The organism is Parachlamydia acanthamoebae (assembly GCF_000875975.1).
In the GTDB taxonomy this organism is placed as follows: Bacteria; Chlamydiota; Chlamydiia; order Chlamydiales; family Parachlamydiaceae; genus Parachlamydia; species Parachlamydia acanthamoebae.
Genome location: NZ_BAWW01000002.1, coordinates 178,288 through 193,547, shown reverse-complemented (window position 1 = coordinate 193,547; position 15,260 = coordinate 178,288). Strand labels below are relative to the sequence as shown.

The 15,260-nt window shown below is 40.6% G+C and carries 12 protein-coding genes; 9 read left to right on the top strand and 3 right to left on the bottom strand.

Translation table 11 applies throughout. The features are described 5' to 3' along the window. Positions 1-129: 129 nt before the first annotated feature. The 8 genes from AOM43_RS00980 to AOM43_RS00945 all read left to right on the top strand — a co-directional run bounded on the left by AOM43_RS00980 (position 130) and on the right by AOM43_RS00945 (position 10,600). Entirely contained in the window at positions 130-1,125 is a 996-nt protein-coding gene (locus AOM43_RS00980; RefSeq protein ID WP_006340293.1) for an ROK family protein, read from the top strand. A gap of 54 nt (positions 1,126-1,179) precedes the next feature. Then, positions 1,180-1,518 (top strand): DciA family protein, encoded by a 339-nt coding sequence (locus AOM43_RS00975; RefSeq protein WP_006340294.1) that lies wholly within the window; start codon positions 1,180-1,182, stop codon positions 1,516-1,518. A gap of 44 nt (positions 1,519-1,562) precedes the next feature. Continuing rightward, on the top strand, positions 1,563-4,064 hold the full coding sequence (gene gyrB, locus AOM43_RS00970; RefSeq protein ID WP_006340295.1) for a DNA topoisomerase (ATP-hydrolyzing) subunit B: 2,502 nt from the start codon (positions 1,563-1,565) through the stop codon (positions 4,062-4,064). 26 nt (positions 4,065-4,090) lie between these two features. Next, positions 4,091-6,688 carry a DNA topoisomerase (ATP-hydrolyzing) subunit A gene (gene gyrA / locus AOM43_RS00965; protein WP_013924965.1) on the top strand — a complete coding sequence of 866 codons (2,598 nt, stop codon included), beginning with the start codon at positions 4,091-4,093 and terminating at the stop codon, positions 6,686-6,688. 58 nt (positions 6,689-6,746) lie between these two features. Continuing rightward, complete coding sequence (tmk, locus tag AOM43_RS00960) at positions 6,747-7,409, top strand: dTMP kinase (protein WP_036745906.1); 663 nt, start codon at positions 6,747-6,749, stop codon at positions 7,407-7,409. Continuing rightward, positions 7,406-8,509, top strand: a complete 1,104-nt coding sequence (locus AOM43_RS00955) for a DNA polymerase III subunit (RefSeq protein WP_013924967.1) — start codon at positions 7,406-7,408, stop codon at positions 8,507-8,509. The genes tmk and AOM43_RS00955 overlap by 4 nt, the downstream gene beginning before the upstream one ends. Before the next feature lie 182 nt (positions 8,510-8,691). Next, the gene (locus AOM43_RS00950; protein WP_059358680.1) at positions 8,692-10,296 is read left to right on the top strand and encodes a protein kinase family protein; all 1,605 of its coding nucleotides are present in this window, start codon (positions 8,692-8,694) and stop codon (positions 10,294-10,296) included. A gap of 31 nt (positions 10,297-10,327) precedes the next feature. Continuing rightward, positions 10,328-10,600, top strand: a complete 273-nt coding sequence (locus AOM43_RS00945; protein ID WP_006340300.1) for a hypothetical protein — start codon at positions 10,328-10,330, stop codon at positions 10,598-10,600. A 175-nt stretch (positions 10,601-10,775) separates the two neighbouring features. Here AOM43_RS00945 and AOM43_RS00940 read toward each other — a convergent pair whose 3' ends face one another. Continuing rightward, the gene (locus AOM43_RS00940; protein ID WP_161792747.1) at positions 10,776-11,075 is read right to left on the bottom strand and encodes a low affinity iron permease family protein; all 300 of its coding nucleotides are present in this window, start codon (positions 11,073-11,075) and stop codon (positions 10,776-10,778) included. Between the two features lie 372 nt (positions 11,076-11,447). Between AOM43_RS00940 and AOM43_RS00935 the strand changes: the two genes are divergently transcribed. Beyond that, on the top strand, positions 11,448-12,251 hold the full coding sequence (locus tag AOM43_RS00935; protein WP_059358679.1) for a tetratricopeptide repeat protein: 804 nt from the start codon (positions 11,448-11,450) through the stop codon (positions 12,249-12,251). A 9-nt stretch (positions 12,252-12,260) separates the two neighbouring features. On the opposite strand, the gene AOM43_RS00930 is transcribed toward AOM43_RS00935, so the two are convergent. After that, entirely contained in the window at positions 12,261-12,827 is a 567-nt protein-coding gene (locus tag AOM43_RS00930) for a hypothetical protein (RefSeq protein ID WP_013924971.1), read from the bottom strand. Further along, positions 12,820-15,165 carry a COG1361 family protein gene (locus tag AOM43_RS00925; protein ID WP_059358678.1) on the bottom strand — a complete coding sequence of 782 codons (2,346 nt, stop codon included), beginning with the start codon at positions 15,163-15,165 and terminating at the stop codon, positions 12,820-12,822. The genes AOM43_RS00930 and AOM43_RS00925 overlap by 8 nt, the downstream gene beginning before the upstream one ends. Between the last annotated feature and the right edge of the window lie 95 nt (positions 15,166-15,260).

Below are 15,260 nucleotides of genomic sequence, written 5' to 3'. Positions count from 1 at the left end.
TTACATCTCAAATCATAGAAAAAGCAACGTTTTATTACAATATTTAAAAGTTGATCGTAATTAATTACTTGTAGCAAATCATCTACAACATTTTGAATATAGATTTTACATTTGATCTAAAGAGGTTTTATGACATTTAAAAAATGGACAATTGGAATCGACGTTGGTGGAACAAAAATTGAAACGGCTTTAGTAAATGCAGATGGCACCATCCTTTTTCGCTCAAAAACGCACACAAAAGCAAAAGATGGTTTAGATGCTATTATTCATCAAATTGGAAAAGTCATTCAAGACCTTCAGAAGCAAACGAGCGATTCAATTGCGGGGATTGGCATTGGGATTCCGGGACAAATTGACCCAGCCTCAGCTACAATTCTCTCAACCCCTAACCTCCCTTTTAAAAACACACCACTAAAGAAACGTTTAGAAAGTTTCACATCCCTGCCTATTTATATAGATAATGACGTACGCACCGCGACAAGAGGCGAATGGATTTTTGGAGCCGGAAAAGGATGCGCCAATTTTGTTTGCATGTTTTTGGGAACTGGCGTCGGTGGTGGAATTGTGATCAACAATCAGATCTTTTCGGGTAATTCCTATACAGCCGGAGAAATCGGACATATGACGGTTGAGTTGAATGGTCCTCTTTGCACATGTGGAAATTATGGATGCGTGGAAGCTTTTAGCGGCGGATGGGCAATTTCCAAAAGAGCGCAAACAAAATTAAAAAAACACGGAAAACTGACGCCGCTTTTGGAACTAGCTCAAGGAAATGTCGATAAAATCGACGCTGCTCTAGTTTTTGAGGCGATGAAGCTGCATGATCCTATCGCAATCGAAGTGGTTAGCGATGCGGCCAACGCGCTTTCTGCCTGCGCAAGCTCTATCGTGAATGCCTTAAACCCGAAACGCCTCATTATCGGCGGAGGAATTTTATCTGGATACCCTCATTTTCTTGAAGAAATCCGAGCCGGGATCCAAACGCGCGCGCTTGCCGCCTCCACTCAAAGATTAGAGGTTGTCGCAACTGCCACACAAGGAAACGCGTCACTTCTTGGAGCTGCTGTCCTTGTGCTTGAAAGCCAATTCCCAAACTTGATTCATGAAGAGAAAATAAAGTGTTGATCCACTGTGTAAAGATGTGCTATAGTAAATGCTCATAATGACCATGAGGAAATCGTGAGAAAAAACACACGACGCATCCCAAAGGACTACGACGGAACCGAAGTCACGACTCATCAAGTCAGCGATGTGTTAACCGCTGTCCTAGCACGGATTCATGAAAAATATCAGGAACATCCCGATCTAGTCCTTGCTGCTTGGCCAGGTGTAATCGGACCTAAGCTAGCTGGAATGACCCAGGCCGTTTCTTTTTCTGACGGCATTTTTGTCGTCAAAGTCAAAAATTCTACCTTGCACAGTTTGCTAAATCAAAATGAAAAGCCTAGAATTTTACGAATTTTGAGAGAAAAGTTTCCAAAAGTCATGATCAAAGGAATTGTGTTTCGAATGGGTTAAAATCCCCTCAAGCATAAGACTAAATCATTTATCAAGGTTGTTGAATGGCTAACGATACGTTAAATTCAGAAGATAATATAATAGCCCAAAAAGCTTACGATGCAAGCTCTATTACTGTTTTAGAGGGACTGCAAGCTGTGCGTGAACGCCCAGGTATGTACATTGGCGACACAGCAAGCAATGGATTACATCAACTTGTTTATGAAGCTGTAGACAACTGTATTGATGAAGCCATGGCTGGTTATTGCTCCGCCATTTATGTCACTTTGCATAAAGATGGCGCCGCAACAATTGAAGATAACGGACGGGGAATTCCGATCCAAAAACACGAAAAAGAATCGCTCAAACAAGGACGCGATGTCTCTGCCCTCGAAGTGGTCATGACCATTTTGCATGCTGGTGGTAAATTTGACAAAGACACGTATAAAGTTTCGGGTGGATTGCACGGCGTAGGAGTATCCTGCGTATGCGCCCTTTCCAAGAAATTGGTTGTCCAGGTTTACAACCAAGGCAGCACCTACGAAATGGAATTTTCTAAAGGAAAAGTTGTTCGCCCACTTTCTATTGTTGGCACAACCACCAAACGCGGCACCAAACTCACGTTTATTCCTGATGACACCATCATGAATGTAACAACCTTCGATTATGACATCCTAGCCAAACGATTGCGAGAGCTTGCATTCCTCAATAAAGGAATCAATATTTACTTCCATGATGAACGCGATGCCGACAAAGATGACGTTAACTTCTGCTACAGCGGTGGATTGCTCTCTTTCGTTTCTTATCTGAACGAAAATAAAGAACCCCTTTTTCCGACGCCCATTTACTTTCACGGATCACGCCAGGGTGATGATGGACCGATTGAATTTGAAGTGTCCATGCAATGGAATGATGGCTATAACGAAAACATTTATTCCTATGTTAACAACATTGCCACTCGCAGCGGTGGAACGCACTTAACAGGATTTTCGACTGCTTTAACACGCGTTTTAAATACCTACATCAAAAATCATGGACTGCTCAAGAGCGATAAATATTCAATCACGGGCGAGGATATGCGCGAAGGTTTAACGGCTGTTATTTCCGTTAAAGTCGCCAACCCCCAATTTGAAGGACAAACGAAGCAACGCTTGGGAAATAGCGATGTGGGATCTGTTGTTCAGCAAATCGTCGGTGAAGAGCTTGTGATCTATTTAGATGAAAATCCAGCCATTTCAAGATCTATCGCAGATAAAGCGATGTTAGCAGCACAAGCACGTGAAGCTGCACGAAAAGCGCGTGAGCTCACTTTGCGAAAATCCGCTCTCGATAGCGCACGCCTGCCAGGAAAACTCACAGACTGCCAAGAAAAAAATCCCGCTCTTTGCGAAATTTACATCGTTGAAGGTGACTCTGCGGGCGGTTCCGCCAAATCTGGAAGAGATCGTCGCTTTCAAGCGATCCTCCCCATTCGAGGTAAAATTCTAAACGTCGAAAAAGCCCGTTTAGAAAAAGTCCTAGGTAACCAAGAAGTGGGAACCATGGTAGCTGCTCTGGGATGTGGAATTGGACGCGATGGTTTTAATATTGATAAACTGCGTTATCATAAAATTATTATCATGACTGACGCCGACGTTGATGGATCTCATATTCGTACGCTCTTGCTGACGTTCTTTTATCGTCACATGCCCGGACTTGTTGAAAATAATTACATTTATATTGCTCAGCCTCCTCTTTATCGTGTCACACGTAAAAAGACGAGCCGTTACATCCACTCTGAAAAAGAGATGGATGACTACATGCTCGAACTAGGACTTAGCGACATCAAAATTAAACTAAAAGATACAGAACTTGATGCAGAAAGAATGCAAGAACTTATCCGTACATTGCTCGAAGTTGAATCTTTTGTTTCTCGCATCGAACGAAAAGGGGTTTCCTTTAGAGAATTCCTCGCTTCGAAAAATGAAGAAGGAAGACTTCCTCGCTTCCAAGTGAACTTATTAAAAGGCTCACAATTCGCCTACTCCATCAAAGAATTCGAAGTCCTTAAACAAAACGATGAAGAAGAACAGCAACAACGCCACAAAGAAACACTCGCTTCCATTCCTGAATCTGAAATTACAGAAGAGATGCGTACTTTCCGGCCAACGCGCTTTAATTTCATTGAATTATATGAAGATATCTCTTTGCAAGGTCTAGTCGGTCGCTTAAATTCTTTTGGATTCGACCTCAACCACTATCTCATCGCAGATGGCCATCTACTGGACATCATCGAAGATGGAGGAAAAAGCACACCTTTTTCCACACTAGGAGAAGTTCTTGCTTTCATTCGCGAAAATGGAAGAAAAGGGATCGAAATCCAACGTTATAAAGGCTTGGGCGAAATGAACGCCGATCAACTCTGGGAAACAACAATGGATCCGGAGAAGCGTACCCTTCTACGCGTTACACTGCCTGATATGGTAGCTGCAGACCACATGTTTACAATGCTAATGGGCGAAGCTGTACCACCTCGACGTGCGTTTATTGAACAGCACGCCTTATCAGTCAAAAATCTAGATGTTTAATCATTGGTTATACTCCAGGAGAAGTAATGTCTTACACTGAAAACGAGATTATCGTTCCTCGTAATGTTGAAGATGAAATGAAAGATAGCTATTTGCGCTATTCCATGTCGGTGATTATTGCCCGAGCTTTGCCAGATGCACGCGATGGCTTAAAACCCTCTCAAAGGCGAATTCTGTATGCAATGCGCCAGCTAAATCTAAGCCCCGGAGGGAAGCATCGTAAATGCGCCAAAATCTCAGGTGATACATCTGGTGACTACCACCCGCACGGCGAACAAGTCATTTACCCTACGCTCGTCCGCATGGCTCAAGGCTGGCTTATGCGCTATCCTCTGGTCGACGGACAGGGAAACTTCGGATCAGTAGATGGTGACCAACCTGCTGCGATGCGTTATACAGAAGCCCGTTTAACACATGCTTCCGTACAACTCATGGAAGATTTAGATAAAAATACAGTCGAGATGGTTCCTAACTACGATGAAACCAAAAAAGAACCGACTGTTTTTCCTGCTAAATTTCCCAATTTGCTATGCAACGGCTCTTCAGGTATTGCAGTGGGAATGGCGACCAATATCCCCCCTCACAACTTAAATGAGCTCATTCAAGCAACTTTGCTCGTCTTGCAAAACCCTGCTGTATCGATCGATGAAATCATGGGCGTCATGCCAGCTCCAGACTTCCCAACTGGCGGTATCATTTGCGGATATCGTGGTATCAAAGAAGCTTTCCACACAGGACGTGGACGCCTGCTTTTGCGCGCGGTCATTCGTGTAGAAGAAAATGAGGAAAATCCGGATAAGCAACGCTTAATCGTAGATGAGATCCCCTACAACGTCAACAAATCCCGCTTAATTGAACAGATTGCCGATCTGATCAACTCTAAAACCATCACAGGTATTGCCGATTTACGCGATGAGTCCGATAAAGATGGAATGCGTATTCTAATTGAGCTAAAACGGGGCGAAATTGTCGAGGTTATTCTTAACCAGTTATTTAAATATAGCGACCTGCAAATCACCTTCGGCTGCAACATGCTTGCCCTAGATAAAGGCTTGCCAAAAGTGATGAACGTCAAGCAACTTATCGCTGCTTGGGTCGATCACCGCATCGAAGTTGTTCGTCGCCGTACACGCTTCGAACTCAACAAAGCTGAAGCTCGCGCGCACATTCTGGAAGGTTACCTCAAAGCCATCCAGCACATGGATGAGGTAGTGCGTGTCATTCGAGCAAGCAATAACCGTGAAGAAGCACGCGATGAACTCATTCAACGGTTTGACTTAACAGAAAGACAAGCCAACGCGGTTCTAGACCTCAAACTTTACCAGTTGACAGGACTAGAATATGAAAAAATCAATGAAGAATATCGTGAACTGCTTCAAAAAATCGATTATTTGCGTGCCGTTTTAGCTAGCGAAGCAATGGTTCGAGACATCATCCGTGAAGAATTGCTAGAGATTCAAAAGAATCATCGCTCTGGACGTAAAACACAGATTATTGCGGCAGAAAGCGAAGTGAACATGGAAGATTTAATTGCCAACGAGTCTGTCATCATCACGATCTCAGAAGATGACTACATCAAACGGATGCCAGTTGACACCTTCCGCGAACAACGCCGTGGTGGACAAGGCATTGCCGGTATGCATTTAAAACGGGAAGAAGATGCAATTAAAGGTCTTTATGTGGCTTCAACACATGATTACCTCCTGATTTTCACAAACCTGGGTCGTTGTTATTGGCTCAAAGTTTGGCAAATCCCTGAAACAGGCCGAAAATCAAAAGGGAAACCATTAATCAATCTTCTCGAAGATATTCGTCCCGATGAGAAAATTGCAACGGTGCTACGTGTCTCCAATTTCGAACAACAAGCTTATATCCTCATGGCAACCAAAAAAGGGATTGTCAAAAAGACAGAACTTTCTGAATTTAGCCATCCAAGACGAAAAGGGATTTGGGCACTCGATATTGTGGAAGGCGATGAAGTCGTCACAGCTCGTTTGGTCTCTGATTCCCAACAAATTATGCTATTTACCTACCATGGGATGGCTGTTCGCTTTGATCAAGGCAAAGTACGGCCGATGGGACGTACGGCGCGCGGCGTAAAAGGGGTTACTCTTAAAGATGACACCGACTATGTTGTCGGCTGCGAAGCTGTCAATGGAACAGAAACCATCTTAATTGTTTGTGAAAACGGATTTGGTAAACGCTCCAACGTCGAAGATTTCCGCCAAACAAACCGAGGTGGTGTAGGTGTACGCTCAATCATCACAAGTGAAAGAAACGGAAATGTGGTCGGTGCTCTTTGTGTAACGGACGAAGATGGCATGGTCATGATGTCTGCTCAGGGTCAAACTGTGCGAATCACCATGAAGGATCTGCGCGTCATGGGTCGTAACACACAAGGTGTTAAACTTGCTAACTTGAAAGAAGGAGACTACCTTGTCGCCATCCAAAAGTTGGAAGTGTCCGATGATGTGGATAACGCCAAAGTAGACACTCAGCCTTCTGCTCCTCCTCTAGCGAAAGAAGAAGGCTCAGATCTCGAAGAGCCAGCTTTTGAAGAAGTCATAGAAGAGGAAATCGAAGAAGAAGAACTCGACACGCCTTTTGAAGAAAATGAAGAATAAATGACTGATAGGCTGCAGATTATTTCTGCAGCCTTCTAAATTGCCACAAAAAATGCATATGACTACACTGAAAAAGTGCCCTTGTTTCATCACCTTTGAAGGGGGTGAAGGGGCTGGCAAAACAACGCTTATTCAACAAGTCGAGGCCGATCTTAAACAACTTGGCTATGATGTTGTATCAACACGTGAACCTGGCGGCTCCTCCTTGGGAAACACCATCAGGCAATGGCTCCTTCAGCAAAATACTAAAACTTCCATTAGCATCAAAGCAGAGCTTCTACTCTTCTTGGCTGCTCGTGCCCAGCACATTGAGGAACTTATCCTCCCCTCGCTTACTAAAGGAAAAATTGTTTTGTGTGACAGATTTAATGATTCCACAATTGCTTATCAAGGTGTCGCTCGCGGTCTTGGACTAGAAGCTGTTCAAAATTTATGCAAATTTGTGTGTGGCAACGTAGTTCCTGATTTAACGATTTACCTAGATATCGATCCACACGTTGGTCTAACAAGAACTAGACACGCAGCCAAAGAAGATGCTCCCATGGGTTCCATCGATCGAATTGAATCCGAAAAGTTAGAATTTCATGAGCACGTTCGCCAAGGATTTTTTAAACTGATTCATCAAAACCCCAGTCGCTATCATGTCATTGATGCAAGCATGTCCCCCGAGCTTGTTTTGCGCGATGCCCGTGCGACTATTGATCGTTTACTTAGCTTATGATACTGGAAACCTATTTCTCTCACATTTGTGGAAATGATCCCATCAAGCACTATTTGATTAAGATGATCGAAAAAAATGCGATTGGACAATCCCTCCTTTTTGCAGGACCCGAGGGAATAGGGAAGAGTCTTTTCGCCAAGGCCTTTGCCGAAATTCTCCTAACAAATGGTTCCGCAGATCAACGTAAACAAGTTAAAGCCGAAACGCATCCGGATTTACATATCTATCGACCTGAAGGTAAACTGGGCATGCATAGCATTGATGCGATGCGACAACTCACTGAGGAAATCTACCTTGTTCCCTATCAAGCCAAACGAAAAGTCTTTATTATTCATGAAGCGGAGCGAATGCTCCCCTATAGTGCCAATGCCCTTTTAAAAACTTTTGAAGAACCTGCTCTGGATTGCGTGATTATTCTTCTCACTTCGCTACCAGAAAACCTACTGCCCACTATTCGATCTCGTTTTCAGACAATTTATTTTCAAGAAGTTGAAAAAAAGTACCTGGTTAAATTTGTTCAAGAGAACTTCCAAAAAACAGAACAGGAAGCTCAAACGATTGCAGCCTCTTCAAAAGGATCCTTTGTCCAGGCAGCGCGCCTTTGCTCACAAAAAAAAACCTATTACCAAGATATTCTTCTTCCTCTTTTAGCTGCGGGTCGATTTTCTTCCTACGGAGCTCTTTTGGAAACCGTCCGTCAACTAACCGACCAATTGGAGCAATCCAAAAAGCAAGTGGAAGAGGAGATGCGCCAGGAATTATCTAGTCATCTAGAAAACTTAACAGCCGTTCAAAAAGAATCTCTTGAGAAGGAAATTGAGGGTTTTGTATCGGTGCAAACAAATCGAGAAACCACCCATCTTTTGGATTTTATCCTGAGCTGGTATCGAGATTTAGAACTGATTCGCGTCAAAGGTGATCCTACTTTTCTGTTTCATAAGGATGCTTACAATCAACTCGAGCAATCGATTCAGCAAGGAAATCGACTATCTATTGAACTCGTACAAAAAGCCATTAGCGATGCTAGAAAAGCACTAGAACGATCTTCCTCTATAGGCATAACGCTGGAAAATTTATTTCTAAAACTGCATTTTTATTAAGTAGATCTACTTTTATCAAATTTATTCAAAACCATCCATTAGCATCCAAACTCTACAAGTTCTCCATATAAAACAACGTTTTTAATTTTTAATTTGATTATAAAAATTAAATCCATGTTATTATAAAGTTATTATTTATTCTTTTCAGTTTGTATTTTTACTTCAAAAAGAATAGGTAAACCATGGAACAACAACAAGGCTTACATTCTGGCGGCTATATTCCCTATGGCCAGCAGCTTTCTTCTGTAGAAAAAACAACAGATAAAAGCCAAGTCGAGAAACAGAAAAGCGAAGATACAAGATATTCCCCTTCTCAAAGCGCTTCTCCTGACTCAAATAGTCTTGAGAAGCAGAAATCAGCTTTTTTAGATCAAGAAAAACGGAAGCGTGAAATTGATCAATTCGATCAAAAAGAAAAAGAAGAAGAGTCGTCATCACCAGTAAAAAAAGTAATCAAAATAGAGGCTTCACCTGATTTACAGGAGGCGGCACGATTAGATGATCATCACTTTACGGCTCCTCTTATCGCTAACATTCGCCAAGCATTTGACGAAACAATTAGCCAAAATGCGGAAAAAGAAATTAAAGAGGGAATAATTAAAACACGTGAAGACCTCATCCATTTTGTATTTAAAAGTGCGAGTGAACTCCTAAATTCACCGAATCCTATCTCCACAGCAGCCATTGAAAATATTCATCAACTGCTTTTTACCCCCCCATTAGAAGATTTAAGCGGTAAAGGCTTAGAAAATATTAATTTGATTCAGCCACATCCTGCATATGTTTTCCAAAGTCTAAGGAATTGTCTTATCGCAATGGATGGCAAAGCGTGCGCAAGCATAGCAGATGAATCCGCAAAATATATCACATCAGAGAGTGTACAAAAGATCTTCACTATCGACTCCAAAAGTATTGACGCAATAAAGAGGGAGGTGACTAGACTTCAGGAGAAATCCAAATTAGAAGGAGGGCTTAATGCGAAAGATCAATCAGATCTTGAAGACTTTCAAAATTTTTTAAATGAAATCCATGAAATCCATGCAAAAATTGATGCGTTTCCTGTTATCGGGACAAGACAATATCTACAAGCCCTTGGTTCGCTAGAAGCTAAAAATATCAATCATGCGTATATTTTGCGTGATTCAAACAGTAAAGAACAATGGATTTTCAAACCCGAAATTTCTTCTTTTGAAGATGAAGCAACATGCAATCCCTCCAGGCTTGTAGAAAGAGAACATGCAGCATCCTTGGTGAATATCGATGGCCGATTTCCTATTCCCAAAACAGTCTATGTGGAAATGAACGGTTGGACTGGATCTGCTCAAATGTTTATAGATGGAGCGATCAATATGGACAGACTCGATAATGCCCCTGTCTCACGAGATGGATTGCACCGCTTAGTCATCTTTGATCTGCTCTTTTCTAATGAAGATCGTCATTCAGCAAATATTCTGTTCAAAAAAGAATCTGGAAGCAATGTATATGCACCCTATGGAATTGACCACGATAGTTGTATGCCTAAATATGGCAACGCCTTAAAACTAGACTATATTGCTTTGATATCTCAAGACGAGCAATTCAACCAAAATTTAAAACCACTTGTTTCAGAAGAAGCTTTGCAAGAATACGCAATGGAAATGAAAAAGAAAGAAATGCCTGAATCTGCTATTAACTGGATGATGGTGGCGGGAAGAAAAATTCGTGAAGATATGGATACAAGAAGTGCTAGAACAATCATTAGAGATCTAATGGAATCATGGGAAAGGGGACACGATGAAGATTATTAATTCTGAGGTCTGCTTAATGTAAGGAGTATGTATGACTAAGCTTTTAATGAGTCCTTCTAAAACTGAGCCGGTTGCAGAATTAATACCAGGAAAAGAAATTATCGTTAAAAATAATTTTCTTCTAAAACTGATTACCGAATCAGGAATTACTGTAACACCCGAGTTTAAAACTAAGCATCAGATGAAAGAATGGCAGATTTTCATCACAGACAATGATAAAGCCTTATTTGCAAAAGCCTTTGAAGAAGTTTATTTCGTTCATGGTTTGCAACAGCAAGGGTACTACTGGAAGGATAAAGGATAGGTAATTTAAAATTTATCTATAATTTCAAAAGCCTTTCAATCCAAAATATGATAAAGACAAAAACTCTTTTTATCCCCAATCTCGGATACAAAAAAGTGTTGGTAAGATTTTCATCATAAATAAATCGGATGAAATTCCTTAAAAAATCACACTAAAATGTGTCCAATCATGCTTCCTAAATAAATATTTTTTTTCGAATTTGGTCTAGCTCTTCTTCACCTAATTTCTCAACTGCTATCAGCTCATTTTCTGCTTCTTTAATAGATTTTATAAGTCCATCAATTTTAAGATGTAAAGCCTTGCTTTCTCGGTTTTGAGTATTTTGAATAATGAATACCATTAATGAGGCATTAATAGTAGCAATTGTATCAATGACTAAAAGCCAAGTATTACTGAATCCCCAAATCAATCCTACAATAACCCAAACAAGAACAAAAGTTAATGCCACGACGAACGTAAGAGGTTTTCCAGCCATTTTACACGACCAGGCTAAAAATATTGACAGATGTGAATAAATATTGTTTCGCATTTTAACTCTCATTGTTTTGAACACATTTAAAATCCCAAGCTTATTGACAAGTTAATTAGATTAAAAATCTTAGTGATAAAATAAAAAAAAGCTAGTTATTTTAATCTCTAAACCAAAAGAATACATTTATGCAATCCCCCAAATCTTTTAGCTTTGCCGAATATACTTCTTCTATGAGATACAGCAAGGGCAGAGGTTTCGAAAAAATAATTAAGCTAAAGCGTATATTAAAATGGTTCCTCGACTCATTAGCAATTCTTTTGTTGCTGATAATCTTCTCCTTTGGTTACATGAATTGATGTAACCAAAGGAATTCTGATGCAAAGTAGCTTTCCCATGCTTCCAACTTCCAATCGCTTTACAGAGCTTGCAAAAAGGGACCAATGGGATGAAATTGTCAACGAAGGACTGCCAAAATTAGAAAACGCCCTAAAGAACAGACATCTTTATGAATCTGCTATTCTTTCTGTTCAATTAACGACGGCTTTTTTTTCTCAAAAAAAATATGCAGATGCAATTGATTATTCCGAACTTTCTCTCGATTTATCTTCCCATTTCGAAAACCCTGCTTTTAAGATTAGGGCTTTTTTCTTACAAGCGGTGATTTATCGCTCTTTAGCAGAAAAAAGCCTAGACAATGACCACCAACTATTCTTATACAGCAAGGCGATCGAAATCGCAGAAAATGCACTCCATATCTTTACTGAAAACGATATAGCTAATCAAGGGCTCAAGGCAAAAATATTGTCTAATCTTGGTAGACTATATGTGGAACAACCTAATCCAGACTTTTCAAAAGCTATTCATTATTACTCGTTAGCTATCTCAAGCTTTGTAAAGGCAGAAAAAATGATAGCTGCAACTCGAGTAAAAATTCGCCTTGCGAAAGTATACTTAGCACAAAAAAATTATGCCGCAGCAAAGGATATTCTCAACCAGATTGCGATTAAACCGCTAAACTTCGAACGTCCACCTACGCTTAATCATTTAAGTATTCAATTTCTCAATGCTTTAAATGAGATTGAAATCAGTTTGCAATCCATTCAAAATAAAACTGGACGGGAGCCCTTTTCAGAACTTTTACAAGCTATTGCGGAAAGGCAAAAGACTCTAACAAAATAGATGGTCGCTTTAAAATCTGGTGCCTATTCCAGCTCCAACTTTGATCCCTCCTATATCTATAGTCCTATGGAAGTGGATGGGCTGATATAGATAGTCTATAAAAACATCTAAAAATAGATTCTGACACAAATAGAAATTCATTCCACTTTTAAAAACGCCTCCAGCAGCCATTTTATATGCGCTATTCGATTCGCAGTGAACTTTATTTTTAATGCATATTCTCGCAATACTAGCTCCTAACCCAACATATAAGTTGACACGGGAAGAAAGTGGATAAATGAGTTTTGGTCCAAAGCTTAAGTTAACAAGCTTAACTTTTGATGGTCCACATTCTCTTATCCTTCCGTGCTTAATAAACAAATCGGTATTGGCCCACAATGCCACATTTGAACAAACGCACTTGGAAGCTTCAAGCTGATAATTGGGACCCAGGTCCCCATATATATGTCGAAACAGGTGGTTTGAAGGAAAGAATGCCGCTGTCCGGTATTCAATTGCCATCTCGGCATGTGCCAAAAAAGGCATCAACAAGTAAATCAAAAAAACGAGTTGTTTCCTAAAAGTTTTTTTATTCATTACCCATCCTCACCTTTACACGAAGGCTTTCTGCGTTATTCGGATAGACAGCAGTTATTTCAAATGCTTGTATGGATTTTTTTGATCTTAAGCAAGTTCGGTAAATTAAAGGTGAATGCACGTCCACTTTAGCCACGATTTTACTTTTATGATAAATGCGATAAAATAAGACATTTTGAGAATTTGCCGCTTCCCATTGGACTTTGCAGCAATAATCCTTTCGATTAATTGATTCGCATTTTTTTATCACTCCGGTAGCTGAATTTGGTGGGGGAGTTTCAGGAACAACAGGAGTAAATGGAGGAGGTGGCGGCGGTGGAGGTGGCAAAGAAAAATTGGTACGAACCGTATTTGAAGTCGTAGAAAGACCAACAGGTTCACTTGGAAATGGAAGATATTGAAAATCTGCGTTTGCCGTATACGAATAAGCATTATTTTCGGGCGGATAATCATTAATGGAAGCTTTAAAAATAACCTTTGAAGTCTTCCCTGAAGAAATATTTCCAATTAAAATGCCGTTATGAAGATCTGGGTCTGAATCTACAAGAACGTCATCCACAACAACGCTATTCGAAATAAGCGTATGCCCTTGTGGAAGAGGATCTTTTAATACAACATTTAGAGCTGTTCCTAATCCACATGAATCAATGTTCAACGTAAATGTCACAACTTCACCCACCGAAGCATCAATAGACTCTTCTGAATTCACAAGTTTAAAGACTGTTAGATTTGGAATATCTTGCGATGGTAATATAATTGAAACCGTATTTGTGATGGCTTCGAGATCCAATGTGGCATTCAGGCAGGTTTGTGATTGGTAGTCGAGAATACCCTGATTATAAAAAATATTCCCGAAAGAAGGATAGTCGGTGACGAGAACCTTAAATTCAAACATCGCTGCCTGACCGATTAATAGATTTCCTAAAGCAAAGCCCTCAACTAAATCCGGATCATTCTGAAGAACTTCATTAAATTTAAAACTGCCAGGAACATATTCAAGACCTGATTCCAAAATATCTTTAAAAGTCACCGCAACAGCATTGCTTGTTCCATCATTTTGAAGCTTACAAGTAAAGGTCAAGGTTTCCTCTAAAACAGCTTCGATGGAATTTTGTGAATTCACCTGCATTGTCGCTGTAATGATGGGAGCTCCGACTTGAATTTGGATTCCCAAAGCATTGATGGTATAATCATCCCCTGTTGTTGTTCCAAGAGCGTAAGCAGATGTTTGGTTGTAGTTAATGATATCGGAAATATCAATGCTCGTAATGTCATACCCTTGCCTATTACCTGCTGAGACAATTCCCCTCACGGGATCAGAATTATGATTACCGAAGCTACCGCGTGTATCTAAAAGACCGGACCCGTTATCGACTAGCTTCGTTGATATGGCTGTTTTGTTTAGCGGAAGCAATGTATTAATCTGGGAACCAAAAAAATTTCCGGCTGGATTATTCGTCCCTTCTAAAGAATTGTTGTTGATTGTAAGAGGCAAGCCATCCCCAAATAGCATGTGATCGCCCATTTTGTTTGCGTCTCCCTCAATTGCACTGATAAACAAATTGCCTTTTAAAGCGCCAGAAGGAGGAGCGCAAAAACCAGAAACTGACGCAGGAAGATTTGTCGTATATGAAGCTTGCTCACAGCCAACAAAAAGAGTCATGTTATAGGTCAACATTAAACCATTTCGAAACACGACAGCAAGTGTCCAGCCTGCAGCATTGTGGGTATCATCATGGGCGGAAATGGTTGCCGGAATGCCTCCAACGGTGTATTTGCCACCTCCACCCTCCTGCACAATGCTCGTGACATCTGCACTTCGCATATAATTTCCAGAAGTGGAATATCCAGGAGTTATCGCGGTTTGGCTTGTCGTGGGATCGGGAGTAACTTGAAAACGAATGTGTTGAGGTGTTGAAAGAGTGATAGGAGTATTCGGTTCGCTACCGGTGATTTCATTTTGAAATCCATAACTTCCAGACCAAATGAGTTCAGCATAGAGTACTGTGCTGTCTTGAGGGAGATCTAAGAAAGCTGAGGAGCTATTTTGCTGCCAGCTTAAAGTTGTACCTGGCAGATAATTTCCAACTTTCTGAGTGGTATCAGCTGTAATAAAGGCTCCAGCTGAATCACATGTTCCGGGCTCATTCTTATTCGCAAGCTTGCTTAATCCTAGCGTATTGCCCGTAAAAAGAATACCGCCATTGTCTGTTGTTGTATAACGCTTTATATAAGTCGCTTCTATAGGAGTAAGACAAACAGAAAGCAAAATCAAAAGGAAAAGAGTGATTTTAAAGGAAAAGGAACCCCTACATCGCGAAAATGGCGATATACACATGTTGAAAGCCTCGTTATGAAAGTGTCGTTTAGGAAATGCTGGAAGTCAAAAGCTGTTTTTTTCGCCCAAATTTTCAAAGTAAGCAATCCATTCTT

Coding starts and splice junctions, on each gene's coding strand:
- AOM43_RS00980 (WP_006340293.1), top strand. CDS start 130: ATGACATTTAAAAAATGGACAATTGGAATCGACGTTGGTGGAACAAAA.
- gyrB (WP_006340295.1), top strand. CDS start 1,563: ATGGCTAACGATACGTTAAATTCAGAAGATAATATAATAGCCCAAAAA.
- gyrA (WP_013924965.1), top strand. CDS start 4,091: ATGTCTTACACTGAAAACGAGATTATCGTTCCTCGTAATGTTGAAGAT.
- tmk (WP_036745906.1), top strand. CDS start 6,747: ATGACTACACTGAAAAAGTGCCCTTGTTTCATCACCTTTGAAGGGGGT.
- AOM43_RS00955 (WP_013924967.1), top strand. CDS start 7,406: ATGATACTGGAAACCTATTTCTCTCACATTTGTGGAAATGATCCCATC.
- AOM43_RS00950 (WP_059358680.1), top strand. CDS start 8,692: ATGGAACAACAACAAGGCTTACATTCTGGCGGCTATATTCCCTATGGC.
- AOM43_RS00945 (WP_006340300.1), top strand. CDS start 10,328: ATGACTAAGCTTTTAATGAGTCCTTCTAAAACTGAGCCGGTTGCAGAA.
- AOM43_RS00940 (WP_161792747.1), bottom strand. CDS start 11,075: ATGGCTGGAAAACCTCTTACGTTCGTCGTGGCATTAACTTTTGTTCTT.
- AOM43_RS00935 (WP_059358679.1), top strand. CDS start 11,448: ATGCAAAGTAGCTTTCCCATGCTTCCAACTTCCAATCGCTTTACAGAG.
- AOM43_RS00930 (WP_013924971.1), bottom strand. CDS start 12,827: ATGAATAAAAAAACTTTTAGGAAACAACTCGTTTTTTTGATTTACTTG.
- AOM43_RS00925 (WP_059358678.1), bottom strand. CDS start 15,165: ATGTGTATATCGCCATTTTCGCGATGTAGGGGTTCCTTTTCCTTTAAA.